Origin of the sequence: Shimia sp. R9_2, from assembly GCF_017743735.1 — a bacterium.
Lineage (GTDB): Bacteria > Pseudomonadota > Alphaproteobacteria > Rhodobacterales > Rhodobacteraceae > Shimia.
This window is the reverse complement of sequence record NZ_JAGHRO010000007.1, coordinates 138,938-162,002: the sequence shown is the minus strand read 5'-3', so window position 1 is coordinate 162,002 and position 23,065 is coordinate 138,938. Positions and strand designations below refer to the sequence as shown.

At 56.1% G+C, this 23,065-nt stretch carries 18 protein-coding genes, 1 tRNA gene and 1 pseudogene; 7 read left to right on the top strand and 13 right to left on the bottom strand.

The features are described from left to right. Window positions 1–12: 12 nt before the first annotated feature. Window positions 13–1,089, bottom strand: coding sequence for an Mrp/NBP35 family ATP-binding protein (locus J7400_RS16410; protein ID WP_209065167.1), 1,077 nt, complete (start codon window positions 1,087–1,089; stop codon window positions 13–15). A 244-nt stretch (window positions 1,090–1,333) separates the two neighbouring features. Here J7400_RS16410 and J7400_RS16405 point away from each other — a divergent pair, with 244 nt between their 5' ends. After that, entirely contained in the window at window positions 1,334–1,549 is a 216-nt protein-coding gene (locus J7400_RS16405; RefSeq protein ID WP_209065166.1) for a DUF1127 domain-containing protein, read from the top strand. 486 nt (window positions 1,550–2,035) lie between these two features. Here J7400_RS16405 and J7400_RS16400 read toward each other — a convergent pair whose 3' ends face one another. Further along, window positions 2,036–2,665 (bottom strand): glutathione S-transferase, encoded by a 630-nt coding sequence (locus J7400_RS16400; protein WP_209065165.1) that lies wholly within the window; start codon window positions 2,663–2,665, stop codon window positions 2,036–2,038. A gap of 79 nt (window positions 2,666–2,744) precedes the next feature. After that, complete coding sequence (locus J7400_RS16395; protein WP_209065164.1) at window positions 2,745–5,321, bottom strand: UvrD-helicase domain-containing protein; 2,577 nt, start codon at window positions 5,319–5,321, stop codon at window positions 2,745–2,747. Between the two features lie 125 nt (window positions 5,322–5,446). Between J7400_RS16395 and J7400_RS16390 the strand changes: the two genes are divergently transcribed. Both J7400_RS16390 and J7400_RS16385 read left to right on the top strand, forming a co-directional pair. Further along, window positions 5,447–6,577, top strand: a complete 1,131-nt coding sequence (locus tag J7400_RS16390; RefSeq protein WP_209065163.1) for an alpha-hydroxy acid oxidase — start codon at window positions 5,447–5,449, stop codon at window positions 6,575–6,577. Window positions 6,578–6,754: 177 nt separating this feature from the next. Beyond that, window positions 6,755–10,195, top strand: a complete 3,441-nt coding sequence (locus J7400_RS16385; protein ID WP_209065162.1) for a pyruvate carboxylase — start codon at window positions 6,755–6,757, stop codon at window positions 10,193–10,195. Between the two features lie 119 nt (window positions 10,196–10,314). Here the strand turns inward: J7400_RS16385 and J7400_RS16380 are convergent, their stop codons facing one another. Together J7400_RS16380 and lipB are read right to left on the bottom strand one after the other, a co-directional pair. Further along, the gene (locus J7400_RS16380; protein ID WP_209065161.1) at window positions 10,315–10,725 is read right to left on the bottom strand and encodes a cytochrome C; all 411 of its coding nucleotides are present in this window, start codon (window positions 10,723–10,725) and stop codon (window positions 10,315–10,317) included. 250 nt (window positions 10,726–10,975) lie between these two features. After that, window positions 10,976–11,647: pseudogene (lipB, locus tag J7400_RS16375) on the bottom strand (lipoyl(octanoyl) transferase LipB); the annotation flags it as partial. Between the two features lie 201 nt (window positions 11,648–11,848). Here lipB and J7400_RS16370 point away from each other — a divergent pair. The 4 genes from J7400_RS16370 (at window position 11,849) to J7400_RS16355 (ending at window position 14,589) form a co-directional block, all read left to right on the top strand. Further along, window positions 11,849–11,935: transfer RNA gene (locus tag J7400_RS16370), tRNA-Leu, on the top strand. Between the two features lie 237 nt (window positions 11,936–12,172). After that, window positions 12,173–13,000 carry an ABC transporter substrate-binding protein gene (locus J7400_RS16365; protein WP_247738862.1) on the top strand — a complete coding sequence of 276 codons (828 nt, stop codon included), beginning with the start codon at window positions 12,173–12,175 and terminating at the stop codon, window positions 12,998–13,000. After that, window positions 13,001–13,861 carry an amino acid ABC transporter permease gene (locus J7400_RS16360; RefSeq protein WP_209065158.1) on the top strand — a complete coding sequence of 287 codons (861 nt, stop codon included), beginning with the start codon at window positions 13,001–13,003 and terminating at the stop codon, window positions 13,859–13,861. After that, complete coding sequence (locus J7400_RS16355) at window positions 13,858–14,589, top strand: amino acid ABC transporter ATP-binding protein (protein WP_209065157.1); 732 nt, start codon at window positions 13,858–13,860, stop codon at window positions 14,587–14,589. The genes J7400_RS16360 and J7400_RS16355 overlap by 4 nt, the downstream gene beginning before the upstream one ends. A gap of 89 nt (window positions 14,590–14,678) precedes the next feature. Here J7400_RS16355 and J7400_RS16350 read toward each other — a convergent pair whose 3' ends face one another. The 8 genes from J7400_RS16350 to J7400_RS16315 form a co-directional block, all read right to left on the bottom strand. Then, on the bottom strand, window positions 14,679–15,245 hold the full coding sequence (locus J7400_RS16350) for a chemotaxis protein CheD (RefSeq protein ID WP_209065156.1): 567 nt from the start codon (window positions 15,243–15,245) through the stop codon (window positions 14,679–14,681). Window positions 15,246–15,321: 76 nt separating this feature from the next. Continuing rightward, window positions 15,322–17,445, bottom strand: coding sequence for a methyl-accepting chemotaxis protein (locus tag J7400_RS16345; RefSeq protein ID WP_209065155.1), 2,124 nt, complete (start codon window positions 17,443–17,445; stop codon window positions 15,322–15,324). Window positions 17,446–17,489: 44 nt separating this feature from the next. Next, a complete protein-coding gene (locus tag J7400_RS16340) occupies window positions 17,490–18,701 on the bottom strand; it encodes a PAS domain-containing protein (RefSeq protein WP_209065154.1) in 1,212 nt (403 codons plus the stop codon). Between the two features lie 39 nt (window positions 18,702–18,740). Further along, complete coding sequence (locus J7400_RS16335) at window positions 18,741–19,085, bottom strand: hypothetical protein (RefSeq protein WP_209065153.1); 345 nt, start codon at window positions 19,083–19,085, stop codon at window positions 18,741–18,743. A 23-nt stretch (window positions 19,086–19,108) separates the two neighbouring features. After that, window positions 19,109–19,495 carry a response regulator gene (locus J7400_RS16330; protein WP_209065152.1) on the bottom strand — a complete coding sequence of 129 codons (387 nt, stop codon included), beginning with the start codon at window positions 19,493–19,495 and terminating at the stop codon, window positions 19,109–19,111. Further along, window positions 19,492–20,400: a protein-glutamate O-methyltransferase gene (locus J7400_RS16325; RefSeq protein WP_209065151.1), complete on the bottom strand. Its 909-nt coding sequence runs from the start codon at window positions 20,398–20,400 to the stop codon at window positions 19,492–19,494. The genes J7400_RS16330 and J7400_RS16325 overlap by 4 nt, the downstream gene beginning before the upstream one ends. Next, window positions 20,397–20,867 (bottom strand): chemotaxis protein CheW, encoded by a 471-nt coding sequence (locus J7400_RS16320; protein WP_209065150.1) that lies wholly within the window; start codon window positions 20,865–20,867, stop codon window positions 20,397–20,399. Before J7400_RS16320 ends, J7400_RS16325 begins: the two co-directional genes overlap by 4 nt. Beyond that, a complete protein-coding gene (locus tag J7400_RS16315) occupies window positions 20,860–23,055 on the bottom strand; it encodes a chemotaxis protein CheA (protein ID WP_209065149.1) in 2,196 nt (731 codons plus the stop codon). The genes J7400_RS16320 and J7400_RS16315 overlap by 8 nt, the downstream gene beginning before the upstream one ends. Between the last annotated feature and the right edge of the window lie 10 nt (window positions 23,056–23,065).

Here is a 23,065-nt window from a genome sequence, read left to right as displayed (position 1 = left end):
GGTAGGGATGACTCAGGCCATCCCACCTTTCACAAGGCCCTCTGCGATCTGACCATAGGCCTTGGCCATATCGCTTTCCCCGGCCGCAATCGGGGTGCCACCGTCTCCGGCCAACCGGGTGTCCAGATCAATCGGCAGCGCGCCCAGCAGCGGCACACCCAGTTTCTCCGCCTCTGCGGCCACACCACCATGGCCAAAGATATGGGCCTCATGCCCACAGTTCGGACAGTGGAAAAGGCTCATGTTTTCAATGAGTCCCAGCACCGGCGTCTTCAATTGATCAAACATGCCAAGCGCCTTGCGCGCGTCCAACAGGGCGACATCCTGCGGCGTGCTCACCACAATGGCACCGGTCAGTTCAGTTTTCTGGCACAGCGTCAGCTGCACATCCCCAGTGCCCGGCGGCAGATCCACGATCAGCACATCCAGCTCGCCCCATTGCACCTGTGTCAGCATCTGCTGCAGCGCGCCCATCAACATCGGCCCGCGCCAGACCACGGGTTTGTCTTCCTCCAGCATAAAGCCGAGCGACATGATGGTAACCCCATGGGCGTGCAGGGGAATAATGGTCTTCCCGTCCGGGCTGGCCGGGCGTTTGTTGACCCCCATCATACGGGGCTGGCTTGGGCCGTAGATATCTGCATCCAGCAAGCCCACCTTGCGCCCCTGTTTGGCCAGCGCCACGGCGAGGTTGGAGGAGACGGTGGATTTGCCCACGCCGCCCTTGCCGGACCCCACCGCCAGAATGCGCTTCACACCGGCCACTTTCATCGGACCCGCCTGTGGTTTGGGGTGCCCCCCGATCTTGAGATTCGGTGCGGCTTGTTTTGGGGCAGGGGAGGCCTCATGCGCGGTCAGCGCCACCTGCACTTGCGACACGCCGGGCAGCTGTGCAACGGACGCTTCCGCGGCTTTGCGCAACGGTTCCATCATCCGTGCTATATCTGCGTTGGGCGCTTCAAGAACAAAACGCACCGACTCACCGTCAATCACAAGGGCCCGCAAAAAATCGCGCGACACCAGATCGCTCCCGTCCGGTAAGGCAATTTTTGACAATACGGCCTGCACATCTGCTTTGGTCACTGGCATGCTGAACTCCTATGCTGCAAGTGCACAATGCAGGCACTTATGATTTTGATCATGTAGTAAAACCTTCATATTTCTTCAAGGTTTTCGGCGATTTGCACAATTCTTGTGCGGCGGTTCGTGACGTGGCGTCTGATATTCCGTCCGCGCATAACTGCATTGCGGACCTGTCTATTGTGCATCTGCAGCATGCTCCCATATAAACTCCACAAGCGAACGAACACACTCAAACGCAAGAGTAACGATTATGGCATATGCAGCAAACAGCGCCCCGGTGGCAGCCCCTAAGGCTTCTGGCTTTTCGGCTTTTATCGCAAACTTGGCAGAGCGCCTGCGCCAATACCGCGTTTACCGCGAGACTTATAACGAGTTGAGCGCGCTGTCTGATCGTGAACTGAACGACCTCGGTCTGAGCCGTTCCATGATCCGTCGTCTGGCCATCGATGCCAGCCAAGACGCTTAAATAGTTTCGGGAAGCCATCTCCTCCCTCAGGCTTTCCAATTCTGCGACGATGCCTCTCCTCCTCCCTGGTATCGTCGCGGCGAACAACGGACCAAATGGTCCGAAGAGCTCAAGTCTCTCCTCTCCTCCTCCCTGGAGGGACTTGAACATAGCGACGGCGCCTCTCCTCCTCCCTGGCGTCGTCGCCACAAAATTCGGGCTCCGATAGCCCAGCGAGATCAAGCACTCTCTCTCCTCCTCCCTGAGGGCGCTTGTGACTAGAGCGGCAGCACCTCTCCTCCTCCCTGGTGCTGCCGCCTCGAAATTCGAGCCACGCGGCTCACCGGTATCAAGGCGCTCTCTCCTCCTCCCTGAGCGTTTTGTGTGAAGCGCGGCGACATCTCTCCTCCTCCCTGATGTCGCCGCTGCATTCTCCCTTCAAAGCATTGTAAGGCATGAAAAAAGCGCCCCTGAGGGCGCTTGGATGTTTTTGTCTTGAGGGCGATTTCAGAGCGCCGCACTGGGCCTTGCTTGCACCTTGGCATACCAGGCCTGTGTCGCCGTGTTCTCTACCGGAGGAGAGAGTTTCACGATTCGGGCAAAATCGCAGAACACAAAGGCCGTGATGTCCGCCAGGGTGAAGGCATCGCCAGCGAGCCATGGGCTGTCCTGCAGGCGGGTTTCCAGCGTCTCATAAAACAACCCCAACCGCTTTGCGCCGCGCGCCGCGAGTTCTGGGATCTGCTCATAGTCTACCGCACCGGGCAGCGCACGCCCCTTCAGCGCAGGGGTGGCGTTGCGCAATGCTTCGGCAATGGAGAGCCCGGCATGAAACTCACACACCGCATTCCACATCGACACCGCCCCCTTTTCCTCTGGCGTCCGTCCCATCAAAGGCGGCTCCGGATGCGCCGCTTCCAGATAGGTGGCGATCGCGATGTTCTCGGTGAGGCTTTGCCCGCTGTCTGTCACCAGAACAGGCACCGTACCCCAGGGGTTGATCGCCAAAAACTCCGGCGCTCGGTGGGCATCATTGCGCAGATCCACTTGCCGTGTCTCGACGCTAAGTCTTTTTTCCGCAATGAACATTCTGGCCCGGCGTGGGCTGGGCGCTGTGCTGCAATCATAGAAAATCATGTGCATCCTCCTGTCTGATGCCCACTCAATGGCGCGTGCGCGGCCCTGTCAATGGCGGGGGCCGCCTGCCAACACGTGGTCAGAACGGGATGTCGTTTGGTGCGGAAACAAACCGCGCCACAACCTTCTTCTGCCCCGCTTTCTCAAAATCCACGGTCAGCTTGTCGCCTTCGATATCAGCCACATGGCCATAGCCGAACTTTTGGTGGAACACGCGATCGCCAACCATAAAGCTTGAGATGGCTTGCATGTCGATGGCGGAGGCTTTGGTCTCTTTCGGCTGGCTTGTGCCATACTGACCCGAGCGTGATTGCAGGCGCTTCCAGCCCGGAGAGTTGTAGCCGTCAGCCCGCATGGCCGATTGCTCAAGCCCTGAGGTGCCAAACCCGCCGCTGTCCCGTGTATTGCCGCTGTGCCCATAAAGCCCGGGTGGGGTCAGCACTTCGACATTCTCGTCAGACAGCTCATCGATAAAGCGCGAGGGCATCTGGCTTTGCCATTGGCCAAACACACGGCGATTGCCGGCAAAGGAAATCGTGCAAATTTCCTCCGCACGGGTGATTCCCACATAGGCCAGCCGTCGCTCTTCCTCCAAGCCCTTGAGGCCGTTTTCGTCCATGGAGCGTTGCGACGGGAACAGCCCATCCTCCCAGCCGGGCAGGAAAACAGCTGGGAATTCCAAGCCTTTGGCGGCGTGCAGAGTCATGATCGAGATCTTCTGCTCCGCATCCTCGCTTTCATTGTCCATGATCAGGCTGACGTGCTCCAGAAAGCCCTGAAGGTTGTCAAAGCTTTCCAGTGCCTTGACCAGTTCCTTGAGGTTTTCCAAGCGCCCCGGCGCCTCGGGTGTTTTGTCATTTTGCCACATCGCGGTGTAGCCTGATTCATCCAGAATCACCTGCGCCAGTTCCACGTGGCTCAGTTCCGTATGCCCCTCTTGCAGGCGCATTGCGGTCTGGGTGGCGCCGTCATCAATCACCGCGTCATCGTCTAAGGCAACTTCCACCTGAGGTGGGGTGCCTTGTCGCCGCCAACGATCAAGCCCCTCCAGCAGGATGCCAAGTTCCTTCGCACCTTTGCCGCCAATGCCCTTTTCTTCCAGTAGGATACGGGCGCCCTCCACGAGGCTCACCCCATTGGCACGGGCGCAGGTCTGGATCTTTTGCTGCGCCACATTGCCAAGCCCACGTTTGGGGGTGTTCACAATGCGCTCAAAGGCCAGATCATCCTCCGGGCTGACCACCAGCCGGAAATAGGCCATGGCATCGCGAATCTCCAATCGCTCATAGAATCGCGGGCCACCAATCACGCGGTAGGGCAGGCCGATGGTCAGGAAGCGGTCTTCAAAGGCGCGCATCTGATGGGAGGCTCGCACGAGAATCGCCATGTCCTCCAACGACTTTGGGGCGCTGCCACGTGTGCCGCGCTGCATGGCTTCCACTTCTTCACCAACCCAGCGCGCCTCTTCGTCGCCGTCCCAATGGCCGATCAGGCGCACCTTTTCGCCCATGTCGGCTTCGGTCCAAAGTTCCTTTCCAAGGCGGTTTTCATTGCCGCGGATCACGTTGGACGCTGCGGCCAGAATATTGCCGGTTGAGCGGTAATTCTGCTCCAGTCGCACCACATGCGCGCCGGGAAAGTGTTTTTCAAAGTTCAGAATGTTGTCGACTTCCGCACCACGCCACCCGTAGATCGACTGGTCGTCGTCGCCTACGCAACAGATGTTCTTGTGTTCTTGGGCCAGTAGCCGAAGCCAGAGATATTGCGCAACGTTGGTGTCTTGATACTCGTCGACTAGAATGTATCGGAACCATCTTTGGTATCTTGCCAAAACATCGGGGTAGCTCTGGAAAATTGTGACCATGTGGAGGATGAGGTCGCCAAAATCGACTGCGTTTAGTTCCAGTAGTCGGCGCTGATACTGAGCGTATAGTTCACCCCCAATGTTGTTGAACTTTGCCGCTTCAGACAGCGACAGTTTTTCGGGTGTCAGTGCTTTATTTTTCCACTCGTCAATGAGGCCTGCTAGTAGCCTTGGGGGCCATCGTTTTTCGTCTAGATTGTTGATCTTTATCAGCTGTTTTAGAAGCCGGATTTGGTCGTCGGTATCTAGAATGGTAAAATTCGACTTCAGGTGCAGATCACGTGTTTCTACAGGTTTTTCCAAATTTGGATTTGGAACGGAACCTTGGTCAAATGCGGTGTCACCAAAATTCACCGCTTTATTATTCGAATGATCGGCAGTTGGGGCGCTGATCAGCTCCGCATGACGTCTTAGCAACTTAACGCAAATGGAATGAAAAGTTCCCATCCAAGGCATGCCGTCTTGAAGGTTGACTGGATACTCGGCGATCCGATCCTTCATTTCGCGCGCAGCCTTGTTGGTAAATGTGACTGCTAATATTTCGTTCGACTGGGCTGCTCCAGTGAAGAGCAAATTCGCGATGCGAGAGATTAGCGCTCTTGTTTTACCTGTACCAGCGCCGGCCAGCAAAAGTAACGGGCCATCAATGTGCAATACGGCATCCCGTTGCGCGGTGTTCAAACCTTTAAGGTAATCTTCGCTGGGTACGCGGCGGGCACCGCCGCGCGCCATCATCGCGCGCGCCGAAAGCGACGCGCCTTCAAAGGCGTCAAATTCGTCAAAACTGCTCATGGTGCCAACTTACCGCAAAGCGGCAGGATGCAAAAGGTCTGTTCCGCTTATGTTCCAAAGGCGAAACGCAGTTTCTTTCACAGGTTGTTCTGGACTTTTGAGTGGAGACGTCAGACACAAATATCATGGACTTACATGCCAGATACCCAGCCCTGAGTGACCTGAAGAAACGCGCAAAACAGCGTTTGCCCAAGTTTGTTTGGGAGTACTTGGACAGTGCGACGGGGAAGGAGCGTACCAAGCATCGCAACCGTGCTCAGTTTGATGCGGTACAGCTCATGCCGTCGATTCTACATGGTGAGATAGCGCCCTCTTTGAAAACGACACTGATGGGCCAGACATATGCGCTGCCGGTCGGGGTAGCGCCTGTGGGTATGTCAGGTCTTATGTGGCCCGACGCAGAAAGGCTGCTGGCGCAGGCCGCGACCAAGGCGCAAATTCCCTATTGCTTGTCGACAGTGGCCACGCAGACACCTGAAGAGGTCGCTCCGCATTTGAATGGGAACGGCTGGTTTCAGCTTTATCCGCCGCGCGATGAAGGGATTCGCAAAGACATGCTGAAGCGGGTCGGGGAGGCCGGATACACCACATTGGTGCTTACGGTGGATGTGCCGGTTGCCAGTCGGCGCGAACGGCAGGTGCGCTCCGGCCTCACGACACCGCCCAGATTGACACCAAGGTTGCTGGCGCAGGTGGCGATGCGCCCGACATGGGCCTTGGGAATGGCGCAGCGGGGCATGCCGCGGATGCGCCTGATTGATGAGTATGCAGGCAATGTGACGGGTCTCAGCTCCACGGCCCATGCAGGATACTTGCTGCGCACCTCACCTGATTGGGATTACTTCCATTGGCTGAGAGAGCATTGGCCCGGCAAATTGGTCGTTAAGGGCGTCATGCGCGCTGAGGACGCCACGCGCCTCAAAGAGGCCGGAGTGGACGCTATTTGGATTTCCAACCACGCCGGACGCCAATTTGATGCTGCACCTGCAACAATAGATGTGCTGCCAAAAATTCGCGCAGCTTGCGACCTGCCCATCATTCTGGACAGCGGCGTTGAGACCGGTCTCGATATTTTGCGCGCAATCGCACTTGGAGCCGATTTTGTCTTTATGGGAAGCGGTTTTCACCATGCGTTGGCCGCATTGGGAAGCCGGGGCCCTGCCCATCTCTTGGAGATTCTCTCCAAGGATTTGGAGGCGAATATGGGCCAACTTGGGATCAGTGATTTGCGGGATGTGACGAAGAATCTCCTCTAGACGACCCCTCCGTGTCGCAGGTGCAGAAAAATCTGCCGGATTTTGAGGCGTTTTCGTGAACACATCCTTTCACAAATCTTACATGTTTACGCAGTCCTTGGTATTGCGCGGCCCCGGTCGCGTGACTTAAGGCCTTCACACACACTCGGACAGACACCAGCGAGGGGGAGCCTGCCCATGACCGAATTTTCCAAAATCCTAATTGCCAACCGTGGCGAGATCGCGATCCGTGTGATGCGCGCTGCCAATGAGATGGGCAAGAAAACTGTGGCCGTGTTTGCCGAAGAGGACAAACTTGGCCTGCACCGCTTCAAAGCGGACGAAGCCTATCGGATCGGCGAAGGGATGGGGCCTGTCGCGGCCTATCTGAGCATCGACGAGATCATCCGTGTCGCCAAAGAGTGCGGCGCAGATGCGATCCACCCGGGCTACGGTCTGCTGTCGGAGAACCCGGATTTTGTGGATGCCTGTGCAGCCAACGGAATCACCTTCATCGGCCCCAAGGCTGAAACCATGCGCGCGCTGGGCGACAAAGCTTCTGCACGGAAAGTGGCGATTGCGGCCGGTGTGCCAGTTATCCCGGCGACCGAAGTGCTTGGCGATGACATGGAAGCCATCAAGACAGAGGCAGCCGAGATCGGCTATCCTCTGATGCTCAAAGCCTCTTGGGGCGGCGGCGGTCGCGGCATGCGCCCGATCCACGGCGAAGATGAGCTGGAAGAGAAGGTGCTGGAAGGGCGCCGTGAAGCTGAGGCCGCCTTTGGCAATGGCGAAGGGTATCTGGAAAAGATGATCACCCGCGCCCGCCACGTCGAGGTGCAGATCCTTGGTGACCAGCAAGGTAATATCTATCACCTCTATGAGCGGGATTGCTCGGTTCAGCGCCGTAACCAGAAAGTGGTTGAGCGCGCGCCTGCGCCTTATCTGTCTGAAGCTCAGCGCGAGGTGCTATGCGAGCTTGGCCGTAAGATCTGTGCGCATGTGAACTACGAATGCGCTGGCACCGTTGAATTCCTGATGGATATGGAAACCGGCAAGTTCTACTTCATCGAAGTGAACCCGCGTGTTCAGGTGGAGCACACCGTGACCGAAGAGGTCACCGGCATCGATATCGTGCAGGCGCAAATCCTGATCGCGGAAGGCAAATCCCTTTCTGAGGCGACCGGTAAATCGAGCCAGTACGACATCCGCCTCAATGGTCATGCGCTGCAAACCCGCGTGACAACCGAGGACCCACAGAACAACTTCATCCCGGACTATGGCCGGATCACGGCCTATCGCTCAGCCACCGGTATGGGCATCCGTCTTGATGGTGGTACGGCTTATGCAGGCGGCGTGATCACGCGCTACTACGACAGCCTGTTGACCAAGGTGACCGCCTGGGCGCCAACACCAGAGAAGGCCATCAAGCGGATGGACCGCGCGCTGCGCGAGTTCCGTGTGCGCGGCGTGTCGACCAACATCGCTTTTGTTGAAAACCTGCTAAAGCACCCGACCTTCCTGTCCAATCAATACACCACCAAGTTTATTGATGAGACACCGGATCTGTTCCAATTTGCCAAGCGCCGCGACCGAGGCACTAAGGTGTTGACGTATATCGCTGATATCTCTGTCAACGGCCACCCGGAAACAACGGATCGGCCAATGCCGCCTGCCGATCTGAAAGCACCGCTGCCGCCAGAGAAGCGCGGTGATGTGCAGCCGGGTACGCGCAATTTGCTGGAAGAGCAGGGCGCACAGGCTGTTGCTGACTGGATGAAAGCGCAAAGCAAGCTGTTGCTGACCGACACCACCATGCGTGATGGTCACCAATCGCTGCTGGCAACGCGGATGCGCTCCATCGACATGATCAAAGTCGCGCCAAGCTACGCGGCCAACCTGCCAGAGCTGTTCTCTGTTGAATGCTGGGGCGGGGCGACCTTTGATGTGGCTTACCGCTTCCTGCAGGAATGTCCATGGCAGCGTCTGCGCGATCTGCGCACAGGCATGCCAAACGTGCTGACACAGATGCTGTTGCGTGCGTCCAACGGTGTTGGGTATACCAACTATCCGGACAATGTGGTGCAGGCCTTTGTGAAGCAGGCGGCTGAAACCGGCGTTGACGTTTTCCGCGTGTTTGACAGCCTCAACTGGGTTGAAAACATGCGTGTCGCCATGGACGCAGTGGTTGAAAGCGGCAAGATTTGTGAAGGCACGATTTGTTACACGGGTGATCTGCTTGATCCGGCGCGGAGCAAATATGACCTGAACTACTATGTTGGTATGGCCAAAGAGCTTGAGGCTGCAGGCGCGCATGTGCTGGGTCTGAAAGATATGGCCGGCCTGCTGAAGCCAGCCTCTGCGCGCATGCTTGTGAAGGCGCTGAAAGAAGAGGTCGGCCTGCCGATCCACTTCCACACGCATGATACTTCCGGCATTGCTGGCGCAACCATTCTGGCCGCGGCAGAAGCGGGTGTTGATGCGGTTGATGCGGCTATGGATGCCTTCTCTGGCGGCACCTCGCAGCCATGCCTTGGCTCCATCGTGGAGGCGACACGCAACACTGATCGCGATACGGGGCTGGACATTGGTGCGATCCGCGAAATCAGCGCTTACTGGGAAGGTGTACGTGCGCAGTACACCGCCTTTGAAAGCGGTCTCGCGGCACCTGCGTCGGAAGTCTATCTGCACGAGATGCCTGGTGGCCAGTTCACCAACTTGAAGGCCCAGGCGCGCAGCCTTGGTCTCGAGGAGCGCTGGCATGAGGTCGCTCAGACCTATGCGGACGTCAACCAGATGTTTGGCGATATCGTGAAAGTGACCCCATCGTCAAAGGTTGTGGGTGACATGGCACTGATGATGGTAAGCCAAGGCCTGACCCGCGAAGAAGTCGAGGATCCAAGCGTCGAGCTGGCCTTCCCGGATAGCGTTGTGGACATGATGCGCGGCAATCTTGGCCAGCCACACGGCGGCTTCCCGTCCGCGATCATTGACAAGGTGCTGAAAGGCGAAAAGCCCAACACCGAGCGTCCCGGAAAGCATCTGAAGCCGATTGATCTGGAGGCAACCCGCTCAGATCTGTCGGCGGAGCTTGAGGGCTTCAAAGTGGATGATGAGGATCTGAACGGCTACCTGATGTATCCCAAGGTGTTCCTTGATTACATGGGGCGTCACCGTCAGTATGGGCCGGTTCGGTCGCTGCCAACCCGCACGTTCTTCTATGGCATGGAACCTGGCGAAGAAATCACGGCGGAAATCGATCCAGGCAAGACGCTTGAGATCCGTCTGCAAGCCATCGGCGAGACAGACGAGAACGGCGAAGTGAAGGTGTTCTTTGAGCTGAACGGTCAGCCTCGTGTGATTCGCGTGCCAAACCGTCTGGTCAAATCGTCGACCGCATCGCGCCCTAAAGCTGAAGTTGGCAATGCCAACCACATCGGCGCGCCCATGCCGGGTGTCGTTGCCTCTGTTGCGGCAGTAACGGGGGCTCAGGTCAAAGAGGGCGACCTTCTGCTGACCATTGAGGCGATGAAGATGGAAACCGGTATCCATGCTGAACGTGACGCGGTGATCAAAGCCGTTCATGTCTCTGCAGGTGGTCAGATCGATGCGAAAGATCTGCTAGTAGAACTCGAGTAATTCTCGGTCAGGCTGGCGGGATTTGCCTCAGCCACCACATCAAAAAAGCCCCATGTCAGCGGTCTGACATGGGGCTTTCTGTTAAGTTGGGGACGTTGCCGGTGGCAATGTGCTCCGAATTACTCAGCAGCAGGCGCGACAGACGCCAGATACGCGGCAACGTCTTCGCCACCCTTTTTGAGTTTGAAGGTCATCTTGGACTTGGTTTCGTAGCCATTGTCTGACAGCCACGCTTTTGGATCGACCACATAAGCCGCCAGCATCTCTTCTGTCCAAACCGCACCGGCTTCATTGGCGGATTGCAACCCTGCGCCGTACTTGAAGTCTTCAGAGCCAACCGCGCGGCCGATCACGCCGTAAAGATTCGGACCGGTTTTGCCGCCCTTGAAGATCACCTCTCCATCAGGAGAAGCGATTGTGTGGCATGCTTTGCATTTCTTGAAGCCTTTTTCGCCCGCCTCCACGTCGCCTTCTGCGAGAACTGGCGAAGCGACGAGAAGTGCCGCTGTTGCTGCTGCTAGGAATTTCATGAGAGTAACCTCGTTGATGAATGGGTGTTCGACGCGTTGCGCAAGATAAATTTCTCAAGCAAGGGACGACCAAGTGCAACTGAAAATGGGGCGAAAAAGCCCTATTTCCAGCACCCGCGACGATCCGGCGCGCTTTCTAATGCCTTTGTGGGGCATCGCGTTTGTTGAGCCGCGAGCGCCCCTAGCGGGCCTTAGAAAAGGCTCAGCAGCAATCCCGACAATGGTCTCAGATCAAGGAGGTGTGAGGCTCTTAAACTTCTGCAGGGGAGGGGAACGCCAACTCAAAATTGCGTTTCAAAGCAACGTCGACATCGTCCATCGTGACTGGCAGGCCGAGGTCGACAAGTGAGGTGACCCCATGTTCAGTGATGCCGCAGGGCACGATACCACCAAAGTGGGAAAGATCCGGCTCAACGTTGATCGAAATGCCGTGAAAGCTGACCCAGCGCCGGAGGCGGATACCAATTGCTGCGATCTTGTCTTCGGATTTTGAGCCGTCAGCGCGCAATGGTTTGTCATCGCGTTCGATCCAGACGCCCACGCGGCCTTCGCGAATTTCGCCTTTCAGATTGAATTCCGCGAGGGTCTGAATCACCCAGGTCTCAAGCTGTTTCACAAAGGCGCGGACGTCTCTGCCACGTTTGCTGAGATCGAGCATCACATAAACCACACGCTGACCTGGGCCATGGTAGGTGTACTCGCCGCCGCGTCTGGCCTGATACACAGGAAAGCGCTCTGGATCGACCAAATCATCAATTTTTGCAGAGGTACCAGCCGTATAGAGCGGGGCATGTTCCAACAGCCAGATGCACTCCTCAGCCTCACCGGCGGCAATGGCTGTTGCGCGTTGCTCCATAAATTCAAGAGCGGTTTCGTAGTCAACCAAACCGTCGCTGTGGATCCATTCTACCATGTGAACCTGCCGTCTATGCTGTTGATAGGCACCTAAGTGTTTTTGGGCTCGGCTTCAATTGAGGATTGGCGAACCACACCGTTTGGCCTTTGAGGCCTGCGCCTTTTTTGGTGCTCTGAGAGGCAGCCAAAAAAATATCTGAAGAAGGGCATTTTTCGCTTCACTTCCCCGGCGAGCCTAGGTATTAGCCCCTCACCCACCAGGGCAAGTGCGGTCGTGGCGGAATTGGTAGACGCGCAGCGTTGAGGTCGCTGTTCCTTAACCGGAGTGGAAGTTCGAGTCTTCTCGACCGCACCATTTAGCTGAAAATGTCGTCAGCTAAATATCTTACAAGACATTCTAGACAGTAGTGCGTACTTGGCTGGGTTTGGAACCCTTGGTTTTCTGCTGTCCATGGCGCATCTTTAGATTTTTGACGCATATTTTTTCGGGTTGTGAAGTTGAGTGCAGGTCGGGGCGATTGATCCCGTGCTGGTCTGGACAATTCCCTTCGCGCGTAAGAACCTGTCGCCAAATAGAAATTCGTGGAGATGTTTGATGAAATTGATAGCAAGTTCAGCTTTGGCGTTGATGTGCACGTCGGTTGCAGCCTTCGCAATGGGGGAGGGCACCTGTGCTGCGGGCAAGACGCTTTCTGAGGGCACGCTGACAATCGCGACTGGCAACCCGGCTTATTATCCTTGGGTTATGAACGACGCTCCTGAGAGCGGCGAAGGGTTTGAGGCCGCTGTTGCCTATGCCATTGCGGACAAAATGGGGTTCAGTGCGGATCAGGTAACCTGGGTGCGAACAAGTTTTGATGAGGCAATCCAACCTGGTGCAAAAAACTTTGATTTCAACATGCAGCAATATTCCATCACGCCGGAGCGTGAGGAAATGGTGGATTTCAGCCTGCCGTACTATGTCTCCTCAATGGCTGTTCTGACCACACAGAGCGTGGTGGATGCAGGTGCAGAAGCAACTTTGGACAGTTTGCAAGGCCTCAAATGGGGGGCTGTGGCCACCACCACGGCGCTTCCGATCCTGGCCGAAGTGGTCAAGCCGGCAAGTGATCCCTTGCTTTACAATGACAATGCTGACGTGAATGCCGCGATTATGGCGGGACAGATTGATGCAGCGCTTTATGACCTGCCGACAGCGCTTTATCTGTCTGCCGTGGTTGTTGATGGTGGCACGCTGCTTGGGCAGTTTCCGCCGGAGCAGTCTGAAAACCCTGATAAGTTTGGCTTGCTGATGGAAGAGGGTAACCCGCTTCGGGAATGCGTGGATGCTGCAATCACGGACCTTTCCGAAAGTGGAGCGCTGGCTGCGATTGAGGCGGAATGGCTTGCCGAAGCCACTGGCGTTCCGGTCATCAAGTAAATGACTACCTCCAAGGTCGGCAACGGCGCGGTGAGTAGTCGCGCCAAAGCGCCAACACGTCGAGAGCTTTATGAAGCGAATGTACGGCGGCGTGCCACCCGCATTGCGCTCATCTCCACGATCAGCGTGGGGCTGGCCATCTTTTTTCTTGTGCCGTTGGCACCGGGGTGGGAGGCGGTTCAAAGGTCGTTTTTCAACGGCCGGGTCTTTGCCGCGACATTTCCCGGCCTTGTTGAAGCCTTTTTGCTGAATGTGATGATCTTCGCGTGGTCCGCCCCGCTAATCGCGGTGACAGGTCTTGCGATTGCGCTGTGCCGGGACACGCGCGCGCCTGCGCTCTTTCCGCTACGCCTGTTTGGGATGGCCTACACGGATGTTTTTCGCGGTCTGCCGGTTGTCTTGGTGATTTATATCATAGGCTTTGGGGTGCCAGGATTGGGGCTGCCGAGGCCTTGGAACAGCCCATACATTTGGGGCACTTTGGCGCTGGTACTGGTTTACTCGGCCTATGTGGCAGAAGTCATCCGCTCGGGCATTGACTCCATTCATCATTCGCAGCGCTCAGCCGCAGCGTCTTTGGGGCTGAGTGATCGAGACATCATGCGTTTTGTGGTGTTGCCGCAGGCCATTCGCAATGTGGTGCCTGCGAATATGAACCTGTTCATTGCTTTGCAAAAAGACGTGGCGTTGCTGTCGTTCATTGGGCCGGTAGAGATTTTTAGACAAGCAGGTGTCTATAAGTCGCTTTATGCGAATTTTACGCCCTATGTTGGAGCCGCACTTATCTTTCTGGCGCTCACCATACCGGCCACCAGATATGCGGATTATCTGATGAACAAGCAGAATAGGGCGCGTACATGACGGGAAAGTTGTCCTTGCGCGGTGTGCGCAAGTGGTTTGGAGAAAACGAGGTCTGCAAAGGCATCGACCTGGATGTCGCTGATGGGGAGATGGTCTGCTTGATCGGGGCGTCGGGCTCCGGAAAATCAACACTTCTGCGTTGTATGAATCTTTTGGAGCCGATTGATGACGGCGCGATTTTTCTGGATGGCGTGGACATTGCAGAGCCGGGGTTGGATCCGCAGCCCATTCGCCAGAAAATCGGTATCGTTTTTCAGAGCTATAATCTGTTTCCGCATATGACCGCACTGGAGAATGTGATGCTCGCGCCGCGTCGCGTGCATGGACATGGGCGAGAAGAACTTCGTCCCAAAGTCGCTCAAATGTTTGAGCGTTTTGGGCTTGGGGATCGCACGGACCACTATCCTGACCAGTTGTCGGGTGGGCAGCAACAGCGCGTGGCCATCATTCGCGCCTTGGCGATGGAGCCGCAGATCATGCTGTTTGACGAGATCACAAGCGCGCTTGACCCCGAATTGGTTGGCGAGGTGCTGGACGTTCTGCGAGACCTTAGGAAGCAGGGGATGACCATGGTGCTGGCCACCCATGAGATGGGTTTTGCGCGGGAGCTGGCAGACAAGGTCTGTTTTCTTGAGGCAGGGCGCATTTTGGAGCAAGGCCCGCCAGATCAGTTGTTTTCTGCTCCGCGCGAAGAGCGCACCAAGGCGTTTCTTTCCCGAGTGCTCTGATCCCTTCGACTTCGAACTGACTGGAGTTCAATAAAAAATTGCCGCCAGAAAGGCGGCAACCAAAGTCAGATATGTGTTTGAAACGGTGTTTAGAACAGCTGCACGTCGCCAACGCTTTTGTCGACCTTTGGCTTTTTGGCGGCCATACGCTGTGCGCTTTCTTCTTCGACAAGTCGGGTGTCTTTCATGAAACGCCGCTGGATCCGGCCGCCAACGGGCCAGAACCGCAAGTTGCGGCCGCGTTGTCCGCCAAGGCAGCAATCCACCAGCTCAAAGCCTTCGTTTTTGACAAACCAAGTCGCAAATTCCGCGTTCTTGGTACCGATGTCGATGCGGCTGTTGAACATTTTCGCGCCGCCTAGCAACTTCACACGCAGCCGATCACGGCGGGCGCCTGCCTGAATGAGGCCGTTCACCAAGAGTTCCATCGCATGAACACCGTGGCTCATGCCGCCGGAGGAGTCATTTTCGGTACCCGGCAGGAGGAAATGGTTCATGCCACCGACACCTGCGACTTCGTCCCACATACATGCGGCGACACAAGAGCCAAGGATTGTGGTCATCACCAGCTGGTTATCATCGGACACCTGTACATCGCCCTGCAACAGGGGTTGCACGTTAAATCCTTTGATCGCTTCTGCTTCAGCTAGGCTCATGGCGCGTTCCGTTCTATTAATTGGTGTGTCAGGGTTTCGGTCCTGGAATTTGTGCTGATTTTCAGCTCACGGATTGTCAAAAGTCTTCCCAGTCTTCGCTTGAGAGATCGTTGGGCGATTGGTTCACAACCGCGGCCTTTGTCGTTGAGGTTGGGGGCGCGACCTGCGTTGCAGCTGCGACGTTATGGGGCTTTGGATCGGTTTTCGTTTCGGGAACTGGCGCCGGCGCCTTTTTCACTTTGGCCTTTTGGGCCGGTTTGGCCTTGGCTGAAGCGGGGTTCTTTACCTTTGATTTGACCTCAACCGCATCACGCGCTGCGTCCTCATCCCATTCTTTTGCCTTGGCTTCGGCGTCTTTTGCGGGTTTTGGAGCGGCCGGCTCTTTGGACTTCATCTTGTTAGCAGCTTCTGGAGCTGGTTCGGGCTGTTGTTGCGGTTTTTTCACTGCAGTTTTTGGAGCGCTTGCGGTTGCAACAGCTTCGCCGGAAAGTTTGAAGGTCTGGAGTACATCGGCCATGCGGTTGGCCTCTTCGGAAAGGTTGCGGCTTGCGGCCGAGGCTTCTTCAATCATCGCAGCATTGCGTTGCGTGACGCGATCCAGCTCTGTCACGCTTTCCTTGATCTCGATGAGATTGTCGGCCTGATCACGCGACCCCGTTGCGATTTGGGCGACCAGATCGGATGCATGGTTCACGCCGGTGATGATCTCCTGCAGGGCCACACCGGCTTTGTTGACCAGCTCACTGCCCTTGGTGACCTGCTCTCCAGAGCGATGGATAAGGTCTTTGATTTCGTTTGCTGACTCTGATGCACGCTGCGCGAGGGCGCGCACTTCTGAGGCGACCACCGCGAAACCACGGCCGGCTTCGCCTGCGCGTGCGGCTTCAACGCCGGCATTGAGCGCGAGAAGGTTGGTTTGAAAGGCGATATCGTCAATCACCCCAATGATGGCTGTGATTTGCTCCGAGCTTTGCTCAATGTTGCGCATCGCTTCCACAGTGAGCTCGACCACTTCGCCACCGGCCTGCGCCTGATGGCGGTTGTTCACAATGCGTTCACTGGCCTCGGCGGCATTTTCAGCAGTTTGCTCGACAGAAGCGCTCAGCGTTTCGATGGCTGCTGCAGATTCCTCAAGGGTCACAGCTTGCGCTTCCGACCGTTTGGATTGGTCCACCACGCTCTCAGAAATCTCCTGTGCGCTGGCGCGGACAGATTCAGCGGTCTGCGAAGCCGCTGACAGCACCTTGTGCAGGTTTACTTGCAATGCATTGTAGTCTTCACAGATCCGGAGTTGCTCCTCCTTGAGGGCGCCGAACTCTGAACTGTTGATCGAGCAACCAACCTGGCCATTTGCAATTTCTGCAAGCCCTTCGGCCAGACGGTTGAAGACCTTCTTTTGAGTTTCATCTTCTTGGGCGCGTTCTTTGCGGGCCTTTTGGTCGTCTGCTAGGCGATCTCGGAAGGTTTCGAGCTTTTGCGCAATTACACCGATTTCGTCAGCGCGGTTGGTGTGAGATATTTCTGCGTCAAAATTTGTATTCGCGATTTCCTCGACGGACTCTCCGAGGTCCTTGAGCGGGCGACTGACAAGTCTGCCGAGCTGGAAGATGATCAGCCCAACAGCGAGCAGGGAAGCAACCGCAGTGCGGACCATGTCGAGAATGACTTCCTGTAACGTCGCTGCGCGATCTGCGGAGATGTCGACGGCGTAGCTCAGTTGCCCCACGATGCCACGCGCGCCTGGCGCCTGAATGGGCAGTTGAGCCGCGTATACGTCAGCCTTAAGAACAGTTGCTTTGCCAGAGGCGGTGTCAGAGACCGCGTCAAGTCCGTTGATGGCATCAGTTGTTGCCTGATCCCGCGTACCTGAAACATCATAGCTGTAGAGCAACTCGCCTGAAGGTGCGTGTACATCTACTGCAGAGACTTGAGGGTCTTTTTCCAGAAGTTTGGCGACCGTCGCCCGAATACGATCAGGATCTTGGAACTGCGTCGGCGCAATGAGCTGCGTTGCGAAAAGATCGGCGACCAAGTCATAACGCTGGCTCAAACGCCGTTCGGTGTTGCCCTGCTCAAGATAGTACTCAAATACCGTCCCAGCGCCCAATCCCAGCAAGGCGCAAACGCCAACAGCGACCAGAAGTTTGGTTTTGATGCTCGTGTTGGCAGTCTTGGAGTTTTTCTTCTTGAAGCCGATCATGTGCGCGCCCTGATGGTAAATCCTAATCGAGAAAAGGGTGACTGTTAGATCGTCGCCCCTTTCTGTGTGACCTGTGAGGCTTTTCCGGACAGCTCCGCCAGATGGCGGTCGGTGTTGTCGTGGAAGTTCTCCAAACGGGCGATGATCCCGTCCAGACCACTGTCGACATCGCGCATCCGGCCGCTTTCCACTTTGCAAAGGAGCTTCACTACATCGAGACCGTTGATCCGGCGGCGGAGGCTGCGGCAGATATCAGGGATGGATTTGCCAATGGAGGAAATTTCAATGATGCGGGAGCGGCAGAGCGATTGAAGCTTTTCTCCATGCTCTTGGAGCATTCGCGCATCAGCTTCGGATTGGTTCTCTTGCGCTTGAGCTGCTTTGAAGGCTTCATCAAACAGCTGAGATGTTTGTAGCGTTGATCGCCCGTAGACAACGGCCTTGTACATCTGTTGCAGAGCGCCGGTTTCAGGGTCATGGAGGCGTCCGACCAATCCGTGCATCTCTTTGGCCATCGCATCGTAGTTTTGCGAAATAGTCCCAAGTGCCGCGCCTGCGCCTTCCAGCCGGCCTGCGAGGATGCGCAGGTTAACCGGTTCGCCGCGCACGCGTTCGAAGCCTTGTTCGATGTTGTCGACAAGATTCTGCATATCGCGGATCAGGAGTTCCAAGTCATCCATGGATGCGAACGACTGGGCAAGTTCAGGGCTGATGATGTTACGGCTTTTGAACTCAGCGTTGAGGGCAAATCCGCTATAAGCTTCGAGATTTGGGAAACCCTCCTCTGCAAGCATTTCCTTGAACTTTGCCGCACTTTGCTCTGGAGTGAGCCCTTGAGCTTCCTCGCGCAGAAGCGTGGAATAAATCTTTTTGGTTTTTTCAAAAAGCTCGGCTTCAGGCTTGATCCGGGAAGAGAGGAAGCCGTTTTCAGTGATTGTCATCACCGCCAAAACCCAGTAGTAGTCGCCGGATTTGGTCTGGTTTTTCACGTAGGTGCAGATTGGACGACCAGCTTTGAGTGTTTCCCAAACCAGATAGAAAACGCCCTTTGGCATGTCTGGATGGCGAACAATCTTGTGTGGAGCGCCCATGAGCTCATCGCTGCTGTAGCCGGCGATTTCGCAAAATGACTCGCTTACACAGGTGATAACGCCACGCTGATCTGTTGCAGAAACAAGAATTTTTTCAGCTGGAAAACGGACCTCTGTTTCCGCAGAGTCTGCGCCGGTGTTGGCGATCTTGGTCATGGCGTTCATGGTTGTTATCCCAATAATTCGTTGCTGAGTCTTAGTGGATCAGAAGAGGTTTACAGCGCCTGCATCAGGCGACATTTCGATGGATTGGTCCGCGTTGGCGAGACGAGATTTGAGGTAGTCCAAGCGGACGCTGTCCTTCAGATCCTGCACATTGAGATCTGGGCCAGCGCCAATCATATTGGACATGTTGCCGAGCAAAACCGCGATGTCATCGAGATGCTGAAACAAGGCATCCACGCGCTGTAAATCCCGAATTTTTGACTGATCAGCGCCGCTCAAATCCAACTCACTGGTCAGATTGTCCAACGCATGAGCGATGGAAGCGAGATCAGCCACATCCTTGGAAATCGTGGCCAAAACATCTGCGGTGGTACGAGTTGTCATACGCGATCCTCTATGGTAGCCCCTTACAGGGGCCCCACGACCTTTTCGATGCAGGCCTTAAGCTGGGCGGTTTGGAATGGCTTTTTGATGAAGTTGTTCATCCCAAGTTTGACGCCTTTGTTGATGGTTTCGGGGTCTGCACGGCCGGTGATCAGGATGAAGCCTGTACGCGCAGTCGCCTTGTTGGAGCGGATACCTTCGAGAAGCTGAAGACCATCCATGCCAGGCATGTTGTAGTCTGACAGGATCAGGTGGACAGGTTTCGATGCCAGGCTGCGCCAAGCATTTGCACCATCGTTTTCTGTGCGGTAGTTGACGACCCCGATTTCATCGAGCGCCTGCGTGATTAGACCACGGCTGGTGGACATATCGTCCACTACCAGGACATGTAGCTTATCTTTCAAGCTCATTTTGGGTTCCCCATGTGCATTGATGCGTGAGCGTTCGTGCCGCCGACGCGGGAGGTGCTTGTCGAAAAGACGCCTCGACCTACTGTGTGAAACAGTTCGGCATGTTCCGGACCGATCCCTTCGGAATGGCCCAAGAAGAGCAGCCCGTCGTCGCAAAGTTGTTCACCAAACCGGCGCCATAGGCGGCTTTGGGTTGGTGCATCAAAATAGATCGCAACATTGCGACACATGATGATGTCAAACTTGCCTTTGAACGGCCACTCACCATGCAGGTTAAGACGCCTAAAGCTGATCAGGTCGCGTGCTTTGTCGCTGACTGAACTACGGTCTCTCACCCCTTCGTGAGGGGAGAAATATTTCTCTGCCTGTCCATTTGGCAGGGCGGTGGTTGAGGATGTCGGATAGACACCCTGCTTGGCGGTCGCCAGAATTTCGGTGTCGATATCCGTCGCCAAAATTTTCACATCCAAGCTTGCGGCCTCTGGGCAAGCATCCAAAACATGGAATGCCAAACCATAGGGCTCTTCGCCGCTGGAACATCCAGCAGACCAAATCCTTACTCTTTTGCCGCGGCGCGCCTTGTCCATGAGATCAGGCAGAAACTCTTCCGCCAGTTGCTCGAAATGATGCCCTTCGCGATTGAAGCGCGTCATGTTGGTCGTATAGGCGCTTACAAAGCGCGATTGTTCGTCTTTGCCCTGCGGGGACAGCATATAGTCGATGTATGCGTCAACGGTCTCAAAACCGGTGGCGCGCAGGCGCTTAGACAATCGAGAGGCAACCATCGTACGCTTGTGTGGTTGCAGGTCGATGCCCATCATTTCCCGCACAAGCTGCGCAATACGGGTGAAGTCCGCATCGCTGATCGTTCCCTCTTCAAGGGTATGTTGCGCCATCTGGTTCATGCCGCTGACAGAGCTTCCTGAGGCATGATCTGGTGCACATCGATTGCGCGTACGATTGTCTCTTCAAGAGTGTAGACGCCGCGAATGAAGGCCGAAGTCTTGGACGAAGACACTTCAGGTGTTGGCTTCATCTCTTCGGTGTTGACCGTGATGATGTTGGATACGGCGTCCACCAGGAAGCCCACGCTCTTCTCATCGATATGCGCGATGATGATCACGTGACGCGATTCCGGGATGGTTTTGCCAAGGCCAAGGCGCATGGAAAGGTCAATCACTGGCAGCACGGCGCCGCGCAGGTTCATCATACCCACAACATAGTCGGGGGCATGTGGAAGCGTGGTTGTGCTTGTCCAGCCGCGGATTTCCAGGACGTGCCCGATGTCGAGGCAGAACGCCTGTTCACCGATGGTGAAAGACACGATCTCGATGCGGTTATCGGTCTTTTCAATGGTTGCTTGTTCAGACATAGGAGTTCACCTCTACAAGTTCGGACCCTTTGCGCAGTCCTGGGTTGCCATTACCCGGTGAGGGGATCATTTGGTCGGTGTCCACGATCAGGGCGATTTTGCCGTTGCCGAGGATGGTGGCCGCTGCGATGCCGGGAATGGAGTGATAGTTCTGCTCCAGACCTTTGATCACGACTTCGCGCTGCTCGACGATACCGTCCACGGCAAGAGCGGAGCGTCGCCCGGATTCACCTTCGATCAGCAGCAACGATTGGTCACTGAGATCTTCCAGCGGTGTCCGGAAGCCCAAGGCCTCCCCAAGATCCACAATCGGCAACATTGAGTCGTTCACGGAAAGACCACGGTCACCGTCGCAGAAGTCATGGATATTGGCCTGACCCGGTTGCAGCGTTTCCCGCAGCGCCACAGTTGGCACAACAAGAGACTCGCCAGCCACTTCAATCAGCATGCCCTCCATGACCGCAAGTGTGAGCGGCAGGGAGATTGTGATCGTGGTGCCTTTACCAGGTTCGGATTGCAGGTTGATGCGGCCGCCAAGCGCCTGAATTTCAGAGCGCACAACATCCATACCAACGCCACGGCCAGACAGCTGAGAGATCTCATCTGCTGTGGAGAAGCCCGGACGGAAGAGCAGGTTGTCGATATCGCTGTCGGTCAGGTCATCCTCAGGACGTACCAAACCCTTTTCTTCAGCTTTGCGACGCACTTTCTCGCGGTTTACGCCAGCACCGTCATCAGACAGGGAGATGACAACACGGCCAGAGCGGTGTGCAGCTTCCAGTTTGATGGTGCCCATTTCCGGCTTGCCCGCAGCGACCCGATCTTCCGCCTTTTCAAGACCGTGGTCCACGGAGTTCCGGATCATGTGGGTCAGTGGCTCAACCAAGCGCTCGGTCACGGTCTTGTCGACCTCGGTCGCTTCGCCAACCATGACCAGACGAGAGGTCTTACCTGCCTGACGAGAGGATTCTCGAACGATGCGGCTCATACGTTGGAACAGGCCGCGTACAGGTTGCGCACGGATTGCCATAACGCTTTCCTGAAGAACGCCGGAGAGCGTCTTGAGCTGACCAATGGCTTCGCTGACCGCGCTGTTGGCCGAAACCGGTAGCTCGTTCATCGACTGGCGCAACATCGCTTCGCTGATCACAAGCTCGCCGACGAGGTTAATCAAACGGTCGACACGATTCAGATCCACACGGATTGTGCTGTTGCGCGGTTCAGAGGACTTTTTTCCGCCGTCTCCGCCTTTGGCCTCCTGTTTCGCTTCCTTGTCAGCAGGTTCGGGCTTTGCACGGCTTGCAGGCTTAGGGGCAGCTTCCGGCACAGCGGCGATCTCTTCTACAACAGGGGCAGCTTCAACCACAGGTGCGGCTTCAGCGGCAACTTCGGTGATGTCGAGCTTGCATTGGCCTTCCACAAATTCGAAAATCTCGCGGATCGTGCTTTCGTCAATCCCGTCGTCTGGGCGCAGCGTAAGCGTCCATGCGATGGCCGCAGGTGCGTCTTGCAGGCTTTCCAGAGGTGCAACTGTTGAGGTGTCAGCCTCAACGGTCATTTCACCCATTTCACCCAAGGCACGGAATAGCAGCGCTGGATCGTGCCCACGTGCGTAGAGCACTGGTTCTGCAGAGAATTTTACCACGAAGTGAGTGGCGCCTTCTGCGACTGGCTCAAGGGAAGGCAGGCCCGGAAGATCACCGGGGCCATCGCCGCCGAGATCGAGGTCCAGCCCCATGTCCAGCGTCACCGCTACGAAATCGTCAGAGGACACTTCTGCGGCGTCGTCTTCTTCCGCAACGCCACCATTGGCATTTTGGGTGACAAGCTTCAGGTCGGAAAGCACTGACGCGCCTTCGCTCTCTGGCATGTCGTTGTCTTCCCGCGCGGCGTCCACAAGATCGCTCAGGTGGTCGAAACCCGAGAACATCAGTGCGGTGATGTTAGGGTCGACATCGATTTTGTTTGAACGCAAATCGTCCAACACGTTTTCGAATGCGTGGGCAAATTTGATCAGGCGATCCAGGCCAAATGCGCCGGCGCCGCCTTTGATGGAATGCACAGAGCGGAACATCGCGTTGATGGTTTCCGCGTCTGAATTGCCGTTCTGGAGATCATCCAGACCGGTCGACAGAACCTCAAGAAGGTCGTCGCATTCCTCAAAGAACATGTCACGAAGATCGGACATCACTCAGTTC